Raw genomic sequence first — 19,956 nt, 5'->3', positions numbered from 1 at the left:
AGCCGCGAACTTACTCACATAGAACTTTTATCGCAAAGTCATCGTCCATGTTGGCGCACCTAAAAAAAGCTGGATTATCACATAATAACCCAGCTATTTTCATCGGCATACATTATTCCATTATCGTTAAGATATTCTTTTGCCTCATCTTCAAAACCATTAAGTGAGTAAAATATATAATTTTTTTAATGTCTCTATCTGCTGCTTTTCGCGTTCCTCATCTGATATTTTCTCTAGCGGAAAACTCTCTATTTCTTATTCATATTTGTATCTAAATACTTTATAAAATATGTCATCTGTCATGCCTTTATACCTTATGCTTGTGCTTCCTTCACTTATGAGATCTCCTTTTAATAACATTTGGAGCTTATTCTCAGCTTCTCTATCATCGTACGGCAAATTACAGTTCTTTATTATCTCCTGCCGCGTCCACTCTTTTTCTCTATTTCTTGATAAAAACAAGACTATTTTTTTGGCATTTTTATCATTTACTGCACTTAATGTGCGACTTATATACTCCATCCATGTCCCATAAAGACATATAAAAGTTCAAAGCAAAATCAACGATCCACTTGCTGCCTTCTTTTACTTAAAAGTAATTAACAACAAACTTTTACAGATAATCTTAACTTCCTGTACTTGAATATCTTTTAAAGCTTCCTTTTATATAATTGATGCAACTAAAATCAATATAAGTGCTGTAACCGGCGACATATAGTCCGGCCAAAAATTTTTGTGAACTTTCTTAAGCAAGATTAAAAGGTGTATAAAAGAAATTAAATGAAATATGCAGGTGAACTGTTCAAACAATTAGTCCACCTGTATTGTTTTTATAAAGTCCGATTAGTTGTAACTATCTATGTTGAAATATCCATTCCAATAACCCTTTGTCATCCATTTCTCCACTGGCAAGCTGTAAACCTGCATTAATAATATCTTGATCCGTACAACTAAGCTGTACACCATTCAATTCAAGAAAGACCATCATAGCAAGCATCCCTATACGCTTGTTTCCATCTATAAAAGGATGATTTCGTATGATTGAATAGCCAAGTCGTGCGGCCTTTTCTTCAATGGATGAATATACATAAACACCGTCAAAAGTTTGAAAAGGTGCGTTAGCAGCAAGGTCCAGAAGCCCGCTGTCACGAATTCCGTCAATCCCACCAGTCTCACGAATCAGAATACTATGCATTAGTACAATCTGTGGGACACTTAACCGTATCATTTAGCTAATTCCTCAAAAGCTTTCCGGTGCTTAGCAATCAACCGGGTTGCGATGCTTTCTATATCTTCATTTTTTGCAGTCTGCTCATCTTTATATTCTTTAAACTCTGTTATAACATATTTCGGCACATTGTTTTTCAAAATTACCACAACACCATTTTTGTCTACTAACCTTGCAACTTTCGAAAAGTTCTGATTAGCCTCTGTAATTGAAACCATATTTTCCGTATTAATTTTCATGCTTTATGCACCTCCTACCTTTATTATATCCTAATGTAGGATAAATTCAACCTATTTATTTTAAGTAAAAAATAATTTTATTTAATTACATATACATTATTTTGGCTATCTCATTTCACATATATTTCATATATTTGCCAAAGAAATGCCACTTTTAGCTGCACTCTATATTAATACATATTGGGAAAGCCCAGTTGTTTTAAAGCTTCATAGACTACGATAGCTACAGAATTTGACAAGTTTAAAGATCTCTCCGCCTTTACCTCGTTCATAGGTATCCTTATACAGTCATCTTCGTACATTTCCCTAAGCCACTGAGGAAGCCCTGCTGATTCTTTTCCAAAAAGTATGTATGAATCATCTTCGTACTTTACTTCATGATAAAAATGCTTGCCTTTTGTAGTAGCTAAATAATACTTACTGCCTTTTGTGGACTCTAAAAATTCTTCTATGTTTTCGTATACTTTTAAGTCGAGGTAAGGCCAATAATCAAGCCCAGACCTTTTTAAATACTTCTCACTTAAAGAAAATCCAAGCGGTTTTACTAAATGAAGCCTTGACCCTGTCAGGACACAAGTCCGCGCTATATTCCCTGTATTTTGCGGTATCTCCGGTTCAACCAATACTACATTGATGGGCATCTGCATTCCTCCAGTTATCTAAAAAACTTTCTTGGTATGTACTTCCACATGGCTTCTATCATCTTTTCATCAGGTTCAAAGTAGAGAATTGTCCTTTTCCCTCCATTTTCAAATACAGCAAAGTAGACATCTGGTGATGTCATAGAGCTTACTGCTTCTATCCGATTTGGGATATTTTTATACTCTTCCAAATATTTGTCGCTTGATACCTTTGCTACAATTTCAAAGTCTTTGCAGTCAACACTTAAAAGCCTCTTTCTTCTGCTCTCTGCAACTATCTTGTCCACATCCAGTTCGCCATTAGTATATGCGTACTCATATTCTATGTTTTGCGATCTTATAACGTAATACGCAAAAAAAGGTATGGCGACGATGAAAAAGATGAGAAATCCTTTCACAAAAGGTATCATAGGTATTATGAAAAAAACAACTACCAATGAAGCCACAATAAGTCCAACTGCCGTCAATGTGTCCTTAGGGGTCTTTTGTTTTTTTACAAGCTTTTCTATAAATACATCCACAAGATCAACTCCCAGTCTATTTATACTACTATAATAAATTTATTTTTGCCAATTTGCAACTATTTCATAAAAAATGAACAATAGAATCCCCATGTTTCACACCATCAGATACTTCCACTTTCCCTGCTTGAATCTATATGTGTACATGAAAGACCTAACGACAAAATCAAAGCATATGCCTATCCATATCCCATATATGCCCATGCCCATCGTTTTGCCCAGCACATATCCTATAGCGATTCTAAAAAGCCATAAGCCTACAAATGCAGTTATAACTATATACATTAAATCGCCGGCTGCTCTTAATACGCCTGATAAAACGTTCATTATAGCAAGCATTGGCTCTATAGCAGCAAATATCCTTATTACGACCGCCCCCATCCTTATGACTTCAGGATCTGTTGAATAAAGTGCAGCAAGCTGACGTGCAAAGATAAACATGAGAATTCCTATAACCGTTATAACCCTTACGGCTATTTTATTTGATAGTTTCCCGTATGTCTCCGCCAGCATTATTTTTCTAGCGCCGAGGCTTCTCCCTACAAGGGATGTTGCAGCAAGCTGAAACCCAAATATAGGCATAAATGCAAGGCTGTTGGCATTCATACCTATTTGATACACTGCAATAGACGCTGTACCCATTGTAGAGACAATAACCTGCAGTATTAAAAATCCACCCTGCATTATCAGTTGTTCCAGCGATGCAGGTATACCCACTCTTACGATTCTAAACATCATCGGTAAGTCTAATCGAATCTTTTCATGTACACTTAAATTTATCTTCCTCTTTCCAAAGTAAAGAACGTAAAGCTGTATAAATCCGCCTATCACCCTCGCTATAGTGACAGACATAGCAGAACCTTTTACGCCGTATGCAGGTATAAATTGATGTCCTCCTATGTTTACGCCAAATACCGTAAGTGAATTTAAAATGAGGCTTATTAAATTTATCGTAGCAGTAATGTACATGGGCGTTCTCGTGTCGCCAGCGCCTCTTAATGCTCCACCTAAAACAATGTCTATTATGACAAAAGGCATTCCTAAAAGTATTATCTTATAGTACATTAGGCCTAGTTCGAAAACATCTTTTGCAACTGTACCAAAAAACATTTTTATGATGGGAGCTGCAAATATATATCCAAAAACAGTAAAAGCTATAAATATTATGATGCACATTACAAGCGCCTGCATAACTGCAAGTCGTGCATTGTCTTCGTCCTCTTCACCTATAAGCCTCGCTACGATTACCGTACATCCAGTAGAAAGTCCTGCAAAGATCGATTGAAAGAAAAACACCAGCGTGTTAATCATGCCTACTGCTGCTATAGCTGCAGTGCTGATGTGTCCTACAAATATTGTAGATACCATGCCTACCATCATTATAAGCATCTGCTCAGTAATAGAAGGCCATGCCAACTCTAATATTTCCTTTTGAAGACTAAATTTATGTTCGCTTTTCTCCATTTTGACCCCCCTACATGTCGCTTCCTTTTTTCACAAAATATCCGCCAAGCTTTTTATTTACCTCATAGACTATCTTATCGATCTTTATGTTTTTTCTAATTTCTGAATCAAAAAGCGACAACTGCTTTATCTTAATTGTGCTTAAATTTGAGACAGATAGTCCAATAAGCCTTACAGGCTGACTAATATTTGATTCTTTTAAAATAGATGATGCTACATTGTAAATATCCTCAGGTGAATCTATATATTCATTTAATGTTCTACTTTTTGTGTGGACTGTAAAATTCCACGTCTTGATTTTTACCGTAACAGTTCTGCAATAAAGTTTTTCTTTTTTTAGTTCTAATGATATTGTCCTTGAAAATCCACCTAAATATTTTGATAATAGCTCAATATCATCAGTATCCTCTTTAAGTGTAGTCTCTTTGCCGATTGATTTCGTCTCCCTGTATGTTTCGACAGGTCTTAAGTCAATTCCTCTTATCCTGTCGTATATCTCTTTACCGTACTTTCCGAATATATTTGTAAGCTCTTCTTCGCTTAACTTCAGTAAATCATCGACTTTCTCTATGCCGATCTTTTTTAGCCTTTCAGAAGATTTCTCGCCGATGCCATATACTTTGGACACGTTAAGAGGTCTCAATATATCAGGCACCATATCTTCAGTTATAACCATAAGCCCATCCGGTTTATTCCAGTCTGATGCTATCTTTGCAAGAAATTTGTTATATGAAACACCTGCAGACACAGTAAGCCCTGTCGTCATATGCACTTTTTCTTTTATTTCCTTGGCAATATCTTCTGGATTTTTGTCGATATCTGTTACATCAAGGTATGCTTCATCAATTGAAAGAGGCTCCACAATATCAGTTACTTCATACAAAATATCAAATACTTTTTTAGACACTTCCCTGTACCGCTGAAACCTTACAGGCAAAAAAATGCCATTGGGGCATAGACTTTTTGCCATGTACATAGGCATTGCTGAATGGATTCCATATTTTCTGGCCTCATAAGAGCATGTAGACACAACGCCTCTACCAGATAATCCACCTACTATAACCGGCTTACCTTTAAGCTTTGGGTTATCATGTTGCTCCACAGATGCAAAAAAAGCATCCATATCGACATGGATTATTTTACGCATCATCTTTATCCCTCATAACTGAATTACTAAAATATATTATAGCACAGCATCACATTAAACCATAATGAGCATATGACACTCTCTATTTTATTTTCTCCTACTACTTGATAAAACGCAGTTGACATATTCTGAAATAAATTATAAAATATATATGAACAAATATTCATATATTCAATCATCGAGGTGTTTTTATGAAAGACAATAAGAGCAACAATGACGTATGTGAAATAACTGTAATACACGAAGATGTTGTTGACAAAGTAAAAAAATTAATGCCTGAAGAAGAAAAATTGTACGACCTTGCTGAGCTTTTTAAGATATTCGGCGACACAACAAGGATCAAAATTTTATGTGCTTTATTTGAGTCTGAAATGTGCGTATGCGATATTGCGGCGACACTTGGCATGAATCAATCTGCAGTATCTCATCAGCTAAGGATATTGAAGCAAAGCAAACTTGTAAAATACAGAAAAGAAGGCAAAGTCGTATACTATTCTCTTGCAGACGACCACGTCATAAAGATATTTGACCAGGGATTCAGCCATATAGAAGAATAGCCTTTATTTGGCTTAAATTTATATGAAAGAAGGGATAGTTTTGGAGGCAAATAACATGAAAGGCTCAAAGCAGACATTTCTGTTAGAAGGATTAGACTGTGCTGTATGTGCAGCAAAAATAGAAGACAATGTGAAAAAAATAGATGGTATATGCAATGCCAATGTAGATCTTATAAATACAAAATTGACTGTTGAATTAGAAGATATAAATAAGATAAATGATATAAATAAAACTATAAAGAAAGTTGTAAAAGATGTGGAGCCAAATATTCATATTTCTGATTTTGAAGGCAAGATCGTAAAAGACAAAGACAGCCATTTTAAGTGGAAAATCATGCAATTACTATCTGCAGCAGTTTTATTTGTTTTGCCTGTTATTTTTAAACTTCCGGAATACGCAAAGTTATCCTTTTTCTTCATAAGCTACATTATTTCAGGTGGAGAGATAATTACACTGTCCATCAAAAAAATCTTGAAAGGTCAATTGTTTGATGAAAATTTTCTCATGAGCATATCCACAATAGGTGCCTTTGCAATCGGCAAATATGAAGAAGGCGTATCCGTCATGCTTTTCTATCAAATAGGCACACTTATTGAGGATTACGCTGTAGACAATTCTAGAAAATCAATAAAAGATTTGATGGATATAAGGCCTGACTACGCAAACTTAAAGATTGAAAATAATATAAAAAGGGTACCGCCAGAAGCAGTAAATATAGGCGATATCATCTTAGTAAAACCAGGTGAAAAAATACCGCTGGATGGAAAAGTAATAGATGGTAAATCATTTGTGGATACATCATCACTGACAGGAGAATATTTGCCAATGGAAGTTACAATCGGTTCTGATGTATTAAGCGGCTTTATAAACAAAAACGGCCTTCTAACCGTTAAAGTCGAAAAGAACTTTAAAGAATCAACCGTATCAAAGATTCTTGATTTGATAGAAAATGCCGGCAATAAAAAAGCACAAGCCGAAAATTTTATAACGAAATTTGCAAAATACTATACACCAATCGTAACACTATCTGCATTATTTATAGCTACAATCCCTCCTCTACTTTTAAATGAGAACTTCTCAAATTGGATCTACAGAGCGCTGGTATTCCTAGTCATATCATGTCCATGTGCCCTTGTTATATCGATACCGTTAAGTTTCTTCAGCGGCATCGGATCTGCGTCAAAAAGCGGCATCCTTATAAAAGGCAGCAATTACTTAGAAGCTTTAAATGATGTTAAAACAATAGTTTTCGACAAAACCGGCACATTGACAGAAGGTACCTTCAAAGTGACAGAAATCAATGCAGAAAATCCTTTAAAAAGCGATGAGCTGCTTAAATATGCTGCATACGGAGAATACTACTCAAATCATCCTATAGCATCATCTATCATAAATGCTTACGGCAAAGAAATTGACGCAGGAAAAATAAAAGATTATGTTGAGCTTGCCGGCAATGGCATAAAAACTATTATCGATGATAAGGAAATCCTTATAGGAAATTCAAAATTGATGAAAAGTCATAATATAGCATTTAAGGATGTCAGACCGTACAGTGCTGTCCATATAGCAGTAGACGGAAAATATGCAGGATACATCGTCATATCTGATACAATAAAAAAAGACTCCAAAGATACTGTAAAAGCACTTAAAAGCTTAGGTGTAGAAAAACTCATAATGCTTACCGGAGATAAAAAAGAAATAAGCGAATATATATCAAATGAGTTAGGACTTGATGGTGTTTACTCAGAGCTTCTGCCTGATGAAAAAGTTAATGTCGTTGACGAACTGTGTAGCAATACTGATTTAAAAGGCAAAGTAGCTTTTGTTGGAGATGGAATAAATGATGCTCCCGCTTTAACAAGAGCAGACATCGGAATTGCAATGGGAAAAATCGGCACTGATGCTGCTATAGAAGCGGCAGACGTGGTGCTGATGACAGACGAGCCTTATAAATTGGTTGACGCCATAAAAATAGCAAAGAAAGCTCATAAAATTGTTTTAGAAAATATAATTTTTGCATTAGGCGTTAAATTATCTGTCCTCACCTTAGGAGCATTGGGTCTTGCAACAATGTGGGAAGCAGTATTTGCAGATGTGGGTGTAACTGTGCTGGCGGTGCTTAACTCCCTTAGAATCTTGGCAAAATAAACTTACACGCTTTTTCCTAGATTATTGCTCTTTTTCTGCTCTTACTGATATGCACAAAAATCTATTTTTATAAAAAATCTATAAAGGAAAATATATTCCAATATAAAGTTTGTATAAGAATGAGCGAATTTCATATTTTAAATAGCTTGATATTCTTAACTTTTTAAAAGATAAAAAAAGGAAGTTCACCCCAAATGTCGAATATATAAGTAGCAACCCAATTTTAACAAAAGAGGTGAACCTACTTATGTATATTCGACAAGAATGCTTATTTTCCTTCGACGAATTAATAAAATTTCAACCAGAGACAAAACTTGAAATGGTTTTTTCACAACTTGATTTCTCAAATGTTGTGCTTTCACTATCAAGATCTGAATATAAAAGAGGACCTAAAGGATATGATCCACTGCCTTTGCTTTATGCCTTAGTTGCTATGCAACTTGAGAAAATTCCCAATATAGCAAAGCTTGTAGATAGATTAAAATCAGACCCTGTATTTAGATATAACTGTGGCTTTAGTGTATTTGGTCCTACTCCATCTGCATCAACCTTTAGCAGATTTTTAAACCTAATATCAAAGTCGGAAGCTCTTGAGGAAGACTTTAAGCAATTAATACTTAAAGCTAAAGACCTCAACATAATTGATAGCACTAATATAGCTATTGATTCAACTAAATTGAACGCTTTTGAAAAACCAAAACCTAAATCCAAACTAAAGGATGATGGTAAATCTCCTAACTGGGGAAAGAAAAAAGATACTGATGGCAATGATATAAAATGGTTTGGATGGAAGCTACATATAATAGCCGACTGCAAAAGTGAACTTCCACTTGCCATAGAAATTACTCCTGCAAGCGTAAATGATAGTATTTTAGCAATACCCTTATTAAAGAAGCTAAAAGAGTTCTACGGCAATACATTTGATGTAAAACACTGTATTATGGATTCAGGCTATGATATAAAAGAAAATTACGATTATATTATGAACGAATTTCATGCACAACCAATCATAGCCTACAACAAAAGAGGAAGTTTTGCTCCACCAGAAGGATTAAATGAAAGGCTTCACCCAATTTGTTCTATGGGATATGAACTTGTATATTGGGGTAAGGACGGTGATTATTTAAAATTCAGATGTCCACATGTATTAGGAAAGATAGATTGTCCTCATGGTTCTTCTTGGTGCAGCAATTCAAACTATGGGTATTGCCTTAAAATCAATTACAAGAAAAATAACAGATATTTTAGCTTTCCAATAAGGAGTTCTGATGAGTGGCAAGAGATATATAACCTTAGAACTTCTATTGAAAGATGTAACAGCCGATTAAAAGACTATTTAAATACTGACAATCTGCGCTCAGCGGGTATTAAGAAAGCTAAAACCTTTGCTTTATTAAACTGTATTACACTTGTTGCAGGTACTATTGCTGTTAATGTTACTAAATCATTGCCAAAAGTAGCTTAATTAACTACCTGTGTTTAACCAGCTGTATAACCATGGGATGAAAATTATTTTATAAACTATTTTTGTTAAATTTTCAAAGTTCATAAGTTATCCACAGGCATTAATATGCTTAGCTTTGCTATTGCCTTTTTTGGTTCAAAAATTAAAAGCTTAATTGTGCAATTTCCTCGAATATTTAAAATTTTTAAAATTAACTTTAAGAGAAGTATAAAAAGGTTTTAAAAAAGTATAAAAAAAGAAATTGGCAATATTGACAGTATAGAATAAGTGAAATATAATATTTATAGAGATGTTGGAGTAAAGGTTAATGGATTACTTGGAAAAGAGCATTCCTGTGCAGAGGTTAATGCTCTTTTTTGTTTTGTCCGATTTCTATTTTAAATTCTAAATGGAAATTGTTGCGATTTAAAATTAGGGCGACGATTGCTAAAAGTGTTGATGCTACTATAGTTATTATCTTTGGTATATCCACCTCGCCCCACCCCCTTTTTTCCCTTTACCTCCAACATCTCACGATTTAGGGAGTGGCGCTCTTTCCAACCATCAACCTTAATGACATTATACCATAGATAATTATTCCATTACAACAAAAAACAGCAGATATCTACTGTTTTTGTCTATATTTGTCTATATTTTATTGCGTTATTACAGGAGCATCATCATACATAGAGCCAACAATGCGGTGCTTAACTTCCTTAGAATTTTGGCAAAATAAAGCAGCAAGTTTTGCTGCTTTATAGTTTTACGTATTCATCGTAAACCATCTTTGATATTTTCCCTATGGCCCTTCTACCATCTAAATTTGTACTCAAATTATTCGTCATTACACTTATTATGTATTGGCAATTTTTTAGAAACACTATCCCTACATCATGCTCTAAAAGCTTTAGCTCCCCTGGCTTATGTGCAATTAAGACGTCTTCTGGTAGATACAAATCAAGCCTTCCTAAATCCTGCTGCTTCTTTAATATATCAAGCATCATGTTGCTATACTCTTCATCTACAACTTCTCCATCATGTATAAGCTCTAGAAGATGCGTCATATCTTTCGGGCATGTGTAGTTATCTTTCCCGGATTTTGCTGCTTCAAAATCCATCATCTTTCTCTGTATCTTTGTATGTAACATTCCAAGATCCTCTGCCATCTTATTTATATTTTTCATGTCTGCTATGTCAATCAGGACATTTGCAGCTGTATTGTCGCTTATAATTATCATCAATGTTATAAGTTCTTCTATGGTAAATTTATGCTTGCTGTTAAGCTGATAAAGAATCCCGCTACCATTTGTTTTCATAAAGTCAGATAGAACGATATTATCAGTTAACCTTATGTAACCCTCTTTAGCCATTTTATATATCTGTGCCATGATGAGTATTTTTATCGTGCTGGCAGATGGAAACATCATCTCTTCATTTACATCTATTCTTTCACCTGTCTTTAGATTTTTTATTGAAACACCTATGTTTCCATCTGTATTATTGATAAACCTTTTGATGTCATCATACAAGCTCATGATCCAACACTTCCTTCTATATAAATTCATACGTTTTAATAATATCATTTTTTAAGAAAAAATCCAGTAACTTTTACTAGACAAAAAAATAAGGTGAAAGCGATCACCAAATTGATTCTGTTACTTTTCATATATGCCATGTTTAAGTATGTCTATACAATCTTTCAAATCATCAATAATTTTATCTTTATCTGCAACAAGTTTATCAATGTCATGCTTATACATCTCCAAATATTTGTTGCCAATGGCTTCAATGGATGTCATAATAAAGCTCAAAGCTCTATCAATATCTACATCTTTTCGAAATCGTGACAAATCCAAATTTTCCATAAATCTCTTCATGACTTCACTGCTTATTCTCTCATATCTTTTCAATATATCCTCTTTTAATTCTTCTGGTGAATCATAAATAGATACAGTCAAAAATCTATACTCTACTGGTTTTTTAAAATACAACTTGAACTTTATTATTGTCCAGTTCATAAGCCTTTCAAATATATCTGATGGCGAATCATCTATAAATTCATAAAAAGCAACAACAAATTCCTCTACAATGCGATCAAAAAGATATATAAATAAATTCTTTTTACTTTTAAAGTAGTGAAAAAGAAGACCTTTTGATATCCCGGCATTTTTCACGATGACATTTGTTGAAGCCCTCTCGTATCCCTTTTTAGCAAACTCCTCTAGGCTTGCTTCAATTATTTTGTTTCTTTTTTCATCGCTTAAATTCTCAAAGCTTTCGTACAAATGGATCCCTTCCTAATATTTCTATATTTCTAAATCTCTCTTTTTGTAAAATACATATGTTACACAAATAAACACTGAAATAATTAAAATAGATAATACAATGTATATTATCTCAAATCCTTTTCCGTATATTAAACTCTTTGCATCAAAATATTTAAACGGTGTAAAGTACTTAAGGCCTGAAAGATTACTATCTATGTCGATTGCCAATGACAAGACATATGTCACAAGCATAACTCCAACTGTAACTGGAGAAGCTAATTTTGAATTTTTAAATAAAGCTGATAGACCTATACCTATGGACATGAATATCATCTGCAGTATAAACATCCCAATCATCAACTTCAATATGTCATCTGTCACATTTTCTCCTTTGCTGTAGTAATTGACAAGAAACAAAGAAGATAACAATGTAACAATATTAAATATAGCTATATTCGTAAATGATGCAAGAAGCTTTGATGTGATTACATTGATTCTAGATACTGGCTTTGACATCAAAAATTCTGCCGTCTTGTCATCTTCTTCTTTTGAAATTATATTAGCCCCAATCATGGATGCGTGTATTGCAGCCATCAACACAACGTATATAAACATAGCACCGTAAAAGCCTATGGCCTTTGACAAGTCAAACGTGCCAGCTCCAAACATGGATTTTACTGCGTCAGGCATCTTTGAAATAATATCATTTAGGGATTGACCAGAAATATACGAACTTGCGGCGTACTTTCCCATCGATGCAGCTACGAATGCGATCATGATTATGCACCATATAAATAAGGACTTTCCATTTGCTTTTAGCTCTCTTAAATAAATATTCATATCTAATCCCCTCAAACAGCATGAATATCTCTTTTTAAGAATACAGCATAGCTTAGAAAAATTGATATAAGCACAATCAATATGGATATGATGACAAAGGTAATATCATAGGAGGAATTTTTAATGATGTACTGTGTGTCAAAGTACTTAAATGGCGTTATATACTTCATTGCTTTATCATTTAATGTAGCTTGAAGCATCCCAATGATATAAAAGGTAAATACTACACCCAAAGAAAGAGATATCGTTGACTTAATCTTTCCCACAACTGCTGATATTAATACGCTTATTGACATGAATATGACCTCAACAAAGAAAAGCGTAACAGAAACCATGAAAAAGAGTTTAATGTTAAACGATTCTTTTGTTACTGATTCTGCTGTAATGTATGCAGTAACCAAATAAATGATATCGGTTATAACTATTGATGTCAATGACGCTAGCAATTTTGATGTCAAAATTTCATTGCGTGGTATAGGCTTTGTCATGAGGAAATCCGCTGTCTTTAGCTTTATCTCCTTTGATATTGTAGATATACCATAATTCATTGATTGTATCGCACCGCCCAAAACAACAAAAGAAAATACATATGAATAGAATCCCAAAAACTTTGTAATGTCATCTATAGAAATCCCAAATGCTTTTCTGATGGGTTCAGGATACCCCTCTAAAATCTTTTTCACTAAAGATGCACTACTTGAAAATGAAGGATACATAGATAGAAAAAATATTATCAATGCAGCCATGGATATGGACCATATTATCGTAGATTTTCTGTAGGACTTTAACTCGTGTAAAAACACATTCATGTCTTTCTACCCCCTCATATAGTAGTGCATGAATATTTCTTCAAGACTTGGTTCTTCAATCGTAACATCAGTTATGCTTATTTCTGCTATCTTTTTCATTATCAAATTGATATCCCCCTTGAATAAAAAGCTCACCGTATTGTCTTTTATCTCTATATTGCTTACGCCATCTATCTTGAAATAATCACTTCTTACATCTGCCGCTGTTTCAACATTTATCCTTTTGTAGCTGTTCTCTCTAAGAGAGCTTATCTTTTCAAGGCTTATTATTCTGCCTTCCTTTATGATGGCAACTCTATTGCACAGTCTTTGAACTTCGCTTAATATGTGAGACGAAAACAGGATAGTAACGCCTTTCTTGTTTTCTTCTTTTAATAGATTGAAAAATCTCTGCTGCATCAGCGGGTCAAGTCCGCTTGTTGGCTCATCTAATATTAGAAGCTTAGGTTCATGCAAAAGTCCTTGAACGATTCCAACTTTCTTTCTATTTCCATATGAAAGATCATCAATCCTTTTATTTAAATCTAAATCCATCATCTCCGATAATTCCTTGATCCTCTTGCTGCAATCCTCTTTATAAAAACTTGCTGAATACTTTAAAAGGTCAATTACCTTCATGTTGTCGTAGTAAAACACTTCTGACGGCAGATATCCAATATCCTTCTTTATTTCAGGCCCATACTTTATACAGTCTTTGCCAAAGATTTTAGCACTGCCAGATGTAGGGTAAATAAGCGACAGAAGGGTCCTTATGGTGGTAGACTTTCCAGCACCGTTGGGTCCGATGAATCCAAATATCTCACCTTCTTCCACATCAAAGCTTACATCGATTATACCTCTCGACTTGCCGTAATACTTTGTAAGTTTATCCACCTCAATAACATTCATGATAAATACCTCCTTTTTGACCACTAGGTCAATTTCTTTTTAAATTGTAGCGTTTATTGACCATATAGTCAATATAGATTTAAAAAAATATGGAAAAATTTCAGAGGTACATAGATTTAATAAATTCATCCTGAAATATCGACACATTTGAAAGCTCAATGTACTTTATCTTATCCCTTACAATTTTTGCCCTATTTAGCTCATTGTCTGAAAGAAGCGCTAAAGATGCACCTAAACCTGCAGCATTTCCTATCTGTATCGTTCTATCTTTTAATTCACTTGGTATAAGCCCTATTGTAGCAGCGCTCTCTATACTTATGTAGCTGCCAAATCCACCTGCTAAGTAGACTCTTTTTATATCCGTTTCAGAAATACCCACCTCATTAATAAGTATATTGATTCCCGCTCTTATAGCTGCCTTTGCCAACTGTACCTGCCTTACGTCCTTTTGAGTCAAGAAAATCCCATTCTCATCATCTATCAAAAATGCTGGCATTTCATTGTACTGTACAATGCGATCTAAAAACTTTTTACCAACTGCGCTTGTCACTTCATCTTTATCCAATATCCTTCCAGTATTATCAACTATTCCGTGCTTAAAAAGCTCTGCTATCACATCGACAATGCCTGAACCGCATATGCCTTTTGCTATTTTCCCTCCAATTGTTGTAAAAATAGGATCTCTCTTTAAATCAACATGGTCAATGGCGCCTTCTACACCGCTCATACCAAACGTTATGTCAGCACCCTCAAAAGCAGGTCCTGCTGCAGCAGAACATGATATAAGAAAGTCTTTATTCCCCAAGACTATCTCGCCGTTTGTCCCTATGTCCACAAGCAAAGTAATATCGTCGCCTTTATACATGCGGCTATGTAAGACTGCCGCCACTGTATCTGCTCCAACGTACGATGCAACCATAGGAAGTGTCACAATGTATCCTTCTTTATTTATGTTTATCCCTAATGTATTAGCTTTTAGTTCCATCGTATATGTAAAGGCTGGTATGTAAGGCGAATTAGCGATATTTTTAACCGTAACACCTAGAGCTAAGTGAATCATTACAGTATTGCCAACTATGACAATTTCATATATATTTTCTTTAGATATAGCATTTCTTGTACAAAAAGCATTTACGATCTTATTTATCTCGTCAACTATAATTCTGTGCAATCTAAAAAGCCCGTCATCTTCAGTGATTGTATAGTTTATCCTTGATATGACGTCTGCTCCAAATGATTTCTGAGGGTTCACATCAGAAAAAACATCTATCCTTGTCCCTGTCTTAATGTTATATAGGTATGCCGCAATTGTCGTAGTGCCTATATCGATAGATATGCCGTAAACACTGTCAATTGAATCTGCGCCTTCTACTGAGATTACCTCATTATTCCTTAACGTAATAGCAACATTGTAATCATGACTTTCTAATATGTCAGGAAGCGCACTTAATACGCTTAAAGGCATCTTGGCATCAAACCCTAATGAATCACTTACTCTCCTAAGGTCATCCCTCTGGTCATCTAATGTCGGCAAGTCTAGCCTTACTATTTTCTTTTTAACTCTTGGACTTAAATCATCTAGATTAAATGTATCAATGCTGTCTGTGAGTATCAAAGCATCGCCTTCATCTAAAACTGTAACATTAAGGTCTCTGTCTATATTTAAAAAGCACGAAAGCCTTACGCCTTTTTCTAACTCAATATTACTAAGGTGCTGCCTTTCTTCATCAGTTATCGGAAGTCTTTCCTTAACAATGACTTTACACTTTCCGCATGTGTGATAACCGCCGCACGAATTAGGAACTGACACACCGTTTTCCACCAATGCTTTAAATAGATTTGCTCCATCGTAGACCTCAATTCCCTTGTATATTCCGCCGTAGTTGACTTTTACAATGTGCTTGTTCCTTTTCACCATGCGGTAGATGCATTGAGAAAAATCGCATTTGCTGCAGTCGTGATGCGATTCACTTGATCTTAAACCCTTGCCAACTCCTAAAACAAATGAAAGTGACTTCATAGGGCGCATCGTGTAATTCTCATCCAGTATGACACCTATTTTTGACGTATCGAGATTTTTAAATATTATTTTCTGCGCATTTATATTCCACTTGCTATCACCAGGGAATATCATCTCAGTTGCACCAAGCCCTTCTTTTTTTAGCTCATCTATCATATCGCAATAGAATTTCTGGCATAGATTCTCCAGCGCTGCGTTTCCTACAGCATCAAATATCATACCTTTCATGTACTTTCCATCGCCAAAAAAATGAGATGACATACTTTCAATTTTATCTTTTATCGTTGCAACAGCCATAATAACATATTTTGTACCTTTTAATTTATCCACTATATAATCGTCATCTAATGTATCTTCAGAAGGAACAATTATCTCATCCCTTATATCGTTGTACTTAATGGCAAACCTGTCAAAGCATACAGTAGGAACTACAAGCTGACGGACTTCATCTATTGCATTTCTCACTTCATTTAATAAATCTTCATCTACTCCGACATCTTTATATCCTAAATATCTCAAAACAGACCTTTCATCTATCTCCACATCGTAAGATTTTATAACCATCTTCTCCTCCTTTTCATCAATACAAAACTGATAAAATCCTCTTTTCTATATCATATATTACAGCACAACAAATTTCAATAATTTAAATTGATACAGTATTCTGAATTTTTATTGCACTATTGATTATCAATCAATTTAGTGCTATTATTTTTATAAAAGTAACACACAAGGAGATGATTTGTCTGGAAGAAATCACCCGCTTCGGAGTCTCAATGGAAGCAAGTCTGCTTTCACAGTTTGATAAATTGCTCGAATCAAAAAACTACAAAAACAGGTCTGAAGCTATAAGAGATTTGATAAGGAATTACATAGTCGAAAACCAGTGCAAGTCAGATGAGGCCGAATCAATTGGCACAGTTACGTATGTTTACAACCATGAAGTAAGGGAGATAAGCGATAAACTTGTTGACATACAGCATAGACACCATGAAAACATAATATCCAGCATGCACGTCCACCTTGATGAGCACAACTGCCTTGAAGTAATGGTTGTAAAAGGCACTTCAAAGATTATATCAGCTATAGCAGACAAGATAATAAGCACAAAAGGCGTAAAGCATGGAAAGCTTGTCATGACGACGACAGGCAAAAACTTATAAGGAGGAGTTTTTATGCATATACCAGATGGATATTTAAGTCCTTCCACATGTGCTGTAATGGGTGCTGCAATGGTGCCTGTACTAGCTGTGGCAACGAAGAAAGTAAATAAAACTTTTGACAAAAAAGATGTCCCTACAATGGCAATAGGCTCAGCCTTTGCTTTTACAATAATGATGTTTAACGTGCCAATACCTGGTGGCACAACAGCACACGCAGTAGGTGCAACGCTTTTAGCCATTGCTTTAGGTCCATGGGGCGCCACCATTTCACTGACGATTGCCCTTTTAATACAGTCGCTGTTTTTTGGCGATGGAGGAATTCTAGCTCTTGGAGCAAACAGTTTCAACATGGCTTTTTTAGCGCCTTTCGCAGGATACGGTGTATACGCGCTGCTTCAAAAGCTAAAGGTTGGAAAAGTCATATCATCTGCTGTCGGTGCATACATAGGCATAAATGCAGCAGCACTTGCAACTGCAATAGAATTAGGTCTGCAACCTGTGCTATTACATGCAGCAGACGGCCGTGCCTTGTACTTTCCCTACGGGCTCAGTCAATCGATACCTGCTATGATGATAGCGCATCTAACAGTGGCAGGATTAGTAGAAGCAGTTATAACTGGACTTGTAGTGTACTACTTAATGAGAGCCGGTGAAGACAACATACTTTACAAATTCTCTTACAGATTAAGAGGTGAAGCTAAGTGAAAAAATTTTTGATAGCTGCAATAGTTTTGATACTGCTTACACCAATAGGACTTTTGGCACCTGGATCTGCATGGGGCGAATGGGGCTTAGACGAGATAAAAAGCATGGTAGGATATATACCAAGCGGAATGAAGCATTTCTCAGATACAATAAAGGCTTTATTTCCTGATTACAGCATACCAGGCTTTGATAAGAACTTCCTTCAATTATCAATAGGGTATATATTTTCGGCTGTCGTAGGAATAGCCGTAATTGCTTTAGTATTCTTTATACTTAGCAAAATAATTGGTAAACCAGAGGAGAAAAATGAGTAATTTTATTGAGAAGACAGTTTTAGGTATACAAAGTACATTTCAAGATATGTTTGAATCAGATGAAATTGCAAACAAAAAAGGGTTGATGCAGTCACTTGACCCAAGAGTCAGACTTCTTTCTATCATGCTCCTAATAGTAATAGCCAATTTAGGCAACTCATTGTACTATATGGAAGTAATGCTGGTGTACTCACTTATACTAGCTGTGCTTTCAAAGATTCCTATGAAATCTTACATAGCAAGGATTTCAGCAGTGTCTATAGTATTTACAGGCATTGTCCTAATCCCTTCATTGTTTAACGTAGTAAGGCCTGGCAAACCGCTTATTTATATAACCGGAAGTCTCTACATCACAAGGGGTGGTACTTTAAGCGCATTGATTTTCATTATGCGCTCTTTTATTTCGCTGTCTTTTATATACATCTTAACTTTATCTACAAAATGGATCGAAATATTGAAAGCCCTAAGATATTTTAAGCTTCCAAAGGTATTTTCCGCTACACTTGATATATCACTAAGGTATATAACGCTGTTTCTTGATGTAGCATCAAATATGTTTCTGGCTAGAAAAAGCAGAAATGTAGGAAAGTCTAAAGGCAAAAGCGAGAGAAAATTTGTGGCGTCGTCAATGGGAAATCTCTTAATAAGATCTGAACATCTAAGCAGCGAAGTCTACAGTGCCATGATTTCTCGCGGATACAAAGGCGAATACAAGACAATAAGCAACTTCAAATTCGACATTTTTGACGTAGTCTGGATATTGTTCAACATATCATTTTTCACGGCAACTTTTCTTGTAAAAGGAGGAAAACTTTGGATATAATATTCGAACTTAAGAACGTCTCTTACTCGTATATAAAGTCAATACCTGCACTTATTGATATAAGTTTTAACGTAAATAAAGGGGAAAAGCTCATCATTTTAGGTGCAAATGGTTCAGGAAAGTCTACACTTTTAAAATTGATGGATGGCCTTATGAAACCTGATAGTGGCCACATCCAAGCTTTTGGCAGATCAATATTAAACATGAAAAATGATGAGGAATACGAATTTAGAAGAAAAGTTGGCTATCTGTTTCAAGACTCTGATGTTCAGCTTTTTAATACAAGCGTATTTGATGAAGTCGCATTTGCACCGCTTCAAATGGGACTAGAGATAAAAGACGTAAAATCAATGGTAGACAAAACATTGGAATCATTTGGACTTGAAAAATTGCGGGACAGACCTCCCCATAGACTTAGCGGCGGCGAAAAAAAGAAGGTAGCATTAGCATCAATAATGGTTACAAATCCGGATGTCTTGCTTTTAGATGAGCCTACAAATGGACTTGACCCAAGATCTAGGAAGTGGCTTATTAATGAGTTAAGCAATTTAAGCAATAAAGGCAAGACACTGGTAATATCAACACATGACTTGGACTTGGCAAGAAGCCTTGCTGATAGAATAGTCATAATAAATGAATCTCACACAATTGAAACTGTAGGAACTCCTGACAAAATACTTGATAATGTCAAGCTTCTTGAAAGTGTAAACTTAATATAAAGTCAAAACTCCCAAATA

General features: G+C 35.1%; 22 protein-coding genes. 8 read left to right on the top strand and 14 right to left on the bottom strand.

Features of this window, described 5'->3' with window-relative positions:
* Positions 1-255 precede the first annotated feature (255 nt).
* From Q2T46_RS10215 to Q2T46_RS10185, 7 genes are all read right to left on the bottom strand, one after another.
* Positions 256-522, bottom strand: a complete 267-nt coding sequence (locus tag Q2T46_RS10215) for a hypothetical protein (protein WP_303265564.1) — start codon at positions 520-522, stop codon at positions 256-258.
* A 331-nt stretch (positions 523-853) separates the two neighbouring features.
* Positions 854-1,228, bottom strand: coding sequence for a type II toxin-antitoxin system death-on-curing family toxin (locus tag Q2T46_RS10210; RefSeq protein ID WP_303265565.1), 375 nt, complete (start codon positions 1,226-1,228; stop codon positions 854-856).
* Positions 1,225-1,467, bottom strand: coding sequence for a type II toxin-antitoxin system Phd/YefM family antitoxin (locus Q2T46_RS10205; RefSeq protein ID WP_303265566.1), 243 nt, complete (start codon positions 1,465-1,467; stop codon positions 1,225-1,227). Before Q2T46_RS10205 ends, Q2T46_RS10210 begins: the two co-directional genes overlap by 4 nt.
* A 170-nt stretch (positions 1,468-1,637) precedes the next feature.
* A complete protein-coding gene (gene trmL, locus Q2T46_RS10200) occupies positions 1,638-2,108 on the bottom strand; it encodes a tRNA (uridine(34)/cytosine(34)/5-carboxymethylaminomethyluridine(34)-2'-O)-methyltransferase TrmL (RefSeq protein WP_150200629.1) in 471 nt (156 codons plus the stop codon).
* A gap of 14 nt (positions 2,109-2,122) precedes the next feature.
* The gene (locus Q2T46_RS10195) at positions 2,123-2,629 is read right to left on the bottom strand and encodes a DUF6106 family protein (protein WP_303265567.1); all 507 of its coding nucleotides are present in this window, start codon (positions 2,627-2,629) and stop codon (positions 2,123-2,125) included.
* Positions 2,630-2,725: 96 nt separating this feature from the next.
* A complete protein-coding gene (locus Q2T46_RS10190) occupies positions 2,726-4,093 on the bottom strand; it encodes an MATE family efflux transporter (RefSeq protein WP_303265568.1) in 1,368 nt (455 codons plus the stop codon).
* Between the two features lie 10 nt (positions 4,094-4,103).
* Positions 4,104-5,243 (bottom strand): DNA polymerase IV, encoded by a 1,140-nt coding sequence (locus tag Q2T46_RS10185; protein WP_303265569.1) that lies wholly within the window; start codon positions 5,241-5,243, stop codon positions 4,104-4,106.
* A 188-nt stretch (positions 5,244-5,431) separates the two neighbouring features.
* Here Q2T46_RS10185 and Q2T46_RS10180 point away from each other — a divergent pair, with 188 nt between their 5' ends.
* The 3 genes from Q2T46_RS10180 (at position 5,432) to Q2T46_RS10170 (ending at position 9,411) form a co-directional block, all read left to right on the top strand.
* Positions 5,432-5,797 (top strand): helix-turn-helix transcriptional regulator, encoded by a 366-nt coding sequence (locus tag Q2T46_RS10180; protein ID WP_013298861.1) that lies wholly within the window; start codon positions 5,432-5,434, stop codon positions 5,795-5,797.
* Between the two features lie 55 nt (positions 5,798-5,852).
* Positions 5,853-7,946 carry a heavy metal translocating P-type ATPase gene (locus tag Q2T46_RS10175; protein ID WP_303265570.1) on the top strand — a complete coding sequence of 698 codons (2,094 nt, stop codon included), beginning with the start codon at positions 5,853-5,855 and terminating at the stop codon, positions 7,944-7,946.
* Positions 7,947-8,193: 247 nt separating this feature from the next.
* Positions 8,194-9,411, top strand: coding sequence for a transposase (locus tag Q2T46_RS10170; protein ID WP_303265413.1), 1,218 nt, complete (start codon positions 8,194-8,196; stop codon positions 9,409-9,411).
* Positions 9,412-9,754: 343 nt separating this feature from the next.
* Here the strand turns inward: Q2T46_RS10170 and Q2T46_RS10165 are convergent, their stop codons facing one another.
* The 7 genes from Q2T46_RS10165 to Q2T46_RS10135 all read right to left on the bottom strand — a co-directional run bounded on the left by Q2T46_RS10165 (position 9,755) and on the right by Q2T46_RS10135 (position 16,778).
* Positions 9,755-9,883 carry a hypothetical protein gene (locus Q2T46_RS10165; RefSeq protein WP_303265571.1) on the bottom strand — a complete coding sequence of 43 codons (129 nt, stop codon included), beginning with the start codon at positions 9,881-9,883 and terminating at the stop codon, positions 9,755-9,757.
* 262 nt (positions 9,884-10,145) lie between these two features.
* On the bottom strand, positions 10,146-10,925 hold the full coding sequence (locus tag Q2T46_RS10160) for a serine hydrolase (protein WP_303265572.1): 780 nt from the start codon (positions 10,923-10,925) through the stop codon (positions 10,146-10,148).
* A gap of 120 nt (positions 10,926-11,045) precedes the next feature.
* Complete coding sequence (locus Q2T46_RS10155; RefSeq protein ID WP_303265573.1) at positions 11,046-11,675, bottom strand: TetR/AcrR family transcriptional regulator; 630 nt, start codon at positions 11,673-11,675, stop codon at positions 11,046-11,048.
* 21 nt (positions 11,676-11,696) lie between these two features.
* Positions 11,697-12,497 (bottom strand): ABC transporter permease subunit, encoded by an 801-nt coding sequence (locus tag Q2T46_RS10150; protein ID WP_303265574.1) that lies wholly within the window; start codon positions 12,495-12,497, stop codon positions 11,697-11,699.
* Positions 12,498-12,508: 11 nt separating this feature from the next.
* On the bottom strand, positions 12,509-13,306 hold the full coding sequence (locus Q2T46_RS10145) for an ABC transporter permease subunit (protein WP_303265575.1): 798 nt from the start codon (positions 13,304-13,306) through the stop codon (positions 12,509-12,511).
* Positions 13,307-13,312: 6 nt separating this feature from the next.
* Positions 13,313-14,194, bottom strand: a complete 882-nt coding sequence (locus Q2T46_RS10140; protein ID WP_303265576.1) for an ABC transporter ATP-binding protein — start codon at positions 14,192-14,194, stop codon at positions 13,313-13,315.
* Positions 14,195-14,294: 100 nt separating this feature from the next.
* Positions 14,295-16,778: an ASKHA domain-containing protein gene (locus Q2T46_RS10135; RefSeq protein WP_303265577.1), complete on the bottom strand. Its 2,484-nt coding sequence runs from the start codon at positions 16,776-16,778 to the stop codon at positions 14,295-14,297.
* A 182-nt stretch (positions 16,779-16,960) separates the two neighbouring features.
* Between Q2T46_RS10135 and nikR the strand changes: the two genes are divergently transcribed.
* Genes nikR through Q2T46_RS10110 form a run of 5 tightly spaced genes read left to right on the top strand, consistent with a single transcriptional unit; the run spans position 16,961 to position 19,938 of the window.
* A complete protein-coding gene (nikR, locus tag Q2T46_RS10130; protein WP_399388593.1) occupies positions 16,961-17,377 on the top strand; it encodes a nickel-responsive transcriptional regulator NikR in 417 nt (138 codons plus the stop codon).
* Between the two features lie 12 nt (positions 17,378-17,389).
* A complete protein-coding gene (gene cbiM / locus Q2T46_RS10125) occupies positions 17,390-18,082 on the top strand; it encodes a cobalt transporter CbiM (protein ID WP_303265579.1) in 693 nt (230 codons plus the stop codon).
* Positions 18,079-18,396 (top strand): PDGLE domain-containing protein, encoded by a 318-nt coding sequence (locus tag Q2T46_RS10120; RefSeq protein WP_303265580.1) that lies wholly within the window; start codon positions 18,079-18,081, stop codon positions 18,394-18,396. Before cbiM ends, Q2T46_RS10120 begins: the two co-directional genes overlap by 4 nt.
* On the top strand, positions 18,389-19,219 hold the full coding sequence (gene cbiQ / locus Q2T46_RS10115; protein ID WP_303265581.1) for a cobalt ECF transporter T component CbiQ: 831 nt from the start codon (positions 18,389-18,391) through the stop codon (positions 19,217-19,219). Before Q2T46_RS10120 ends, cbiQ begins: the two co-directional genes overlap by 8 nt.
* Positions 19,210-19,938, top strand: a complete 729-nt coding sequence (locus Q2T46_RS10110; RefSeq protein ID WP_303265582.1) for an energy-coupling factor ABC transporter ATP-binding protein — start codon at positions 19,210-19,212, stop codon at positions 19,936-19,938. Before cbiQ ends, Q2T46_RS10110 begins: the two co-directional genes overlap by 10 nt.
* Positions 19,939-19,956: the final 18 nt, after the last annotated feature.

The sequence above is a fragment of the Thermoanaerobacterium sp. CMT5567-10 genome (assembly GCF_030534315.2).
GTDB lineage: Bacteria > Bacillota > Thermoanaerobacteria > Thermoanaerobacterales > Thermoanaerobacteraceae > Thermoanaerobacterium.
The sequence above is the reverse complement of the archived record's forward strand: the minus strand, read 5'-3'. Positions and strand labels throughout refer to the sequence as shown.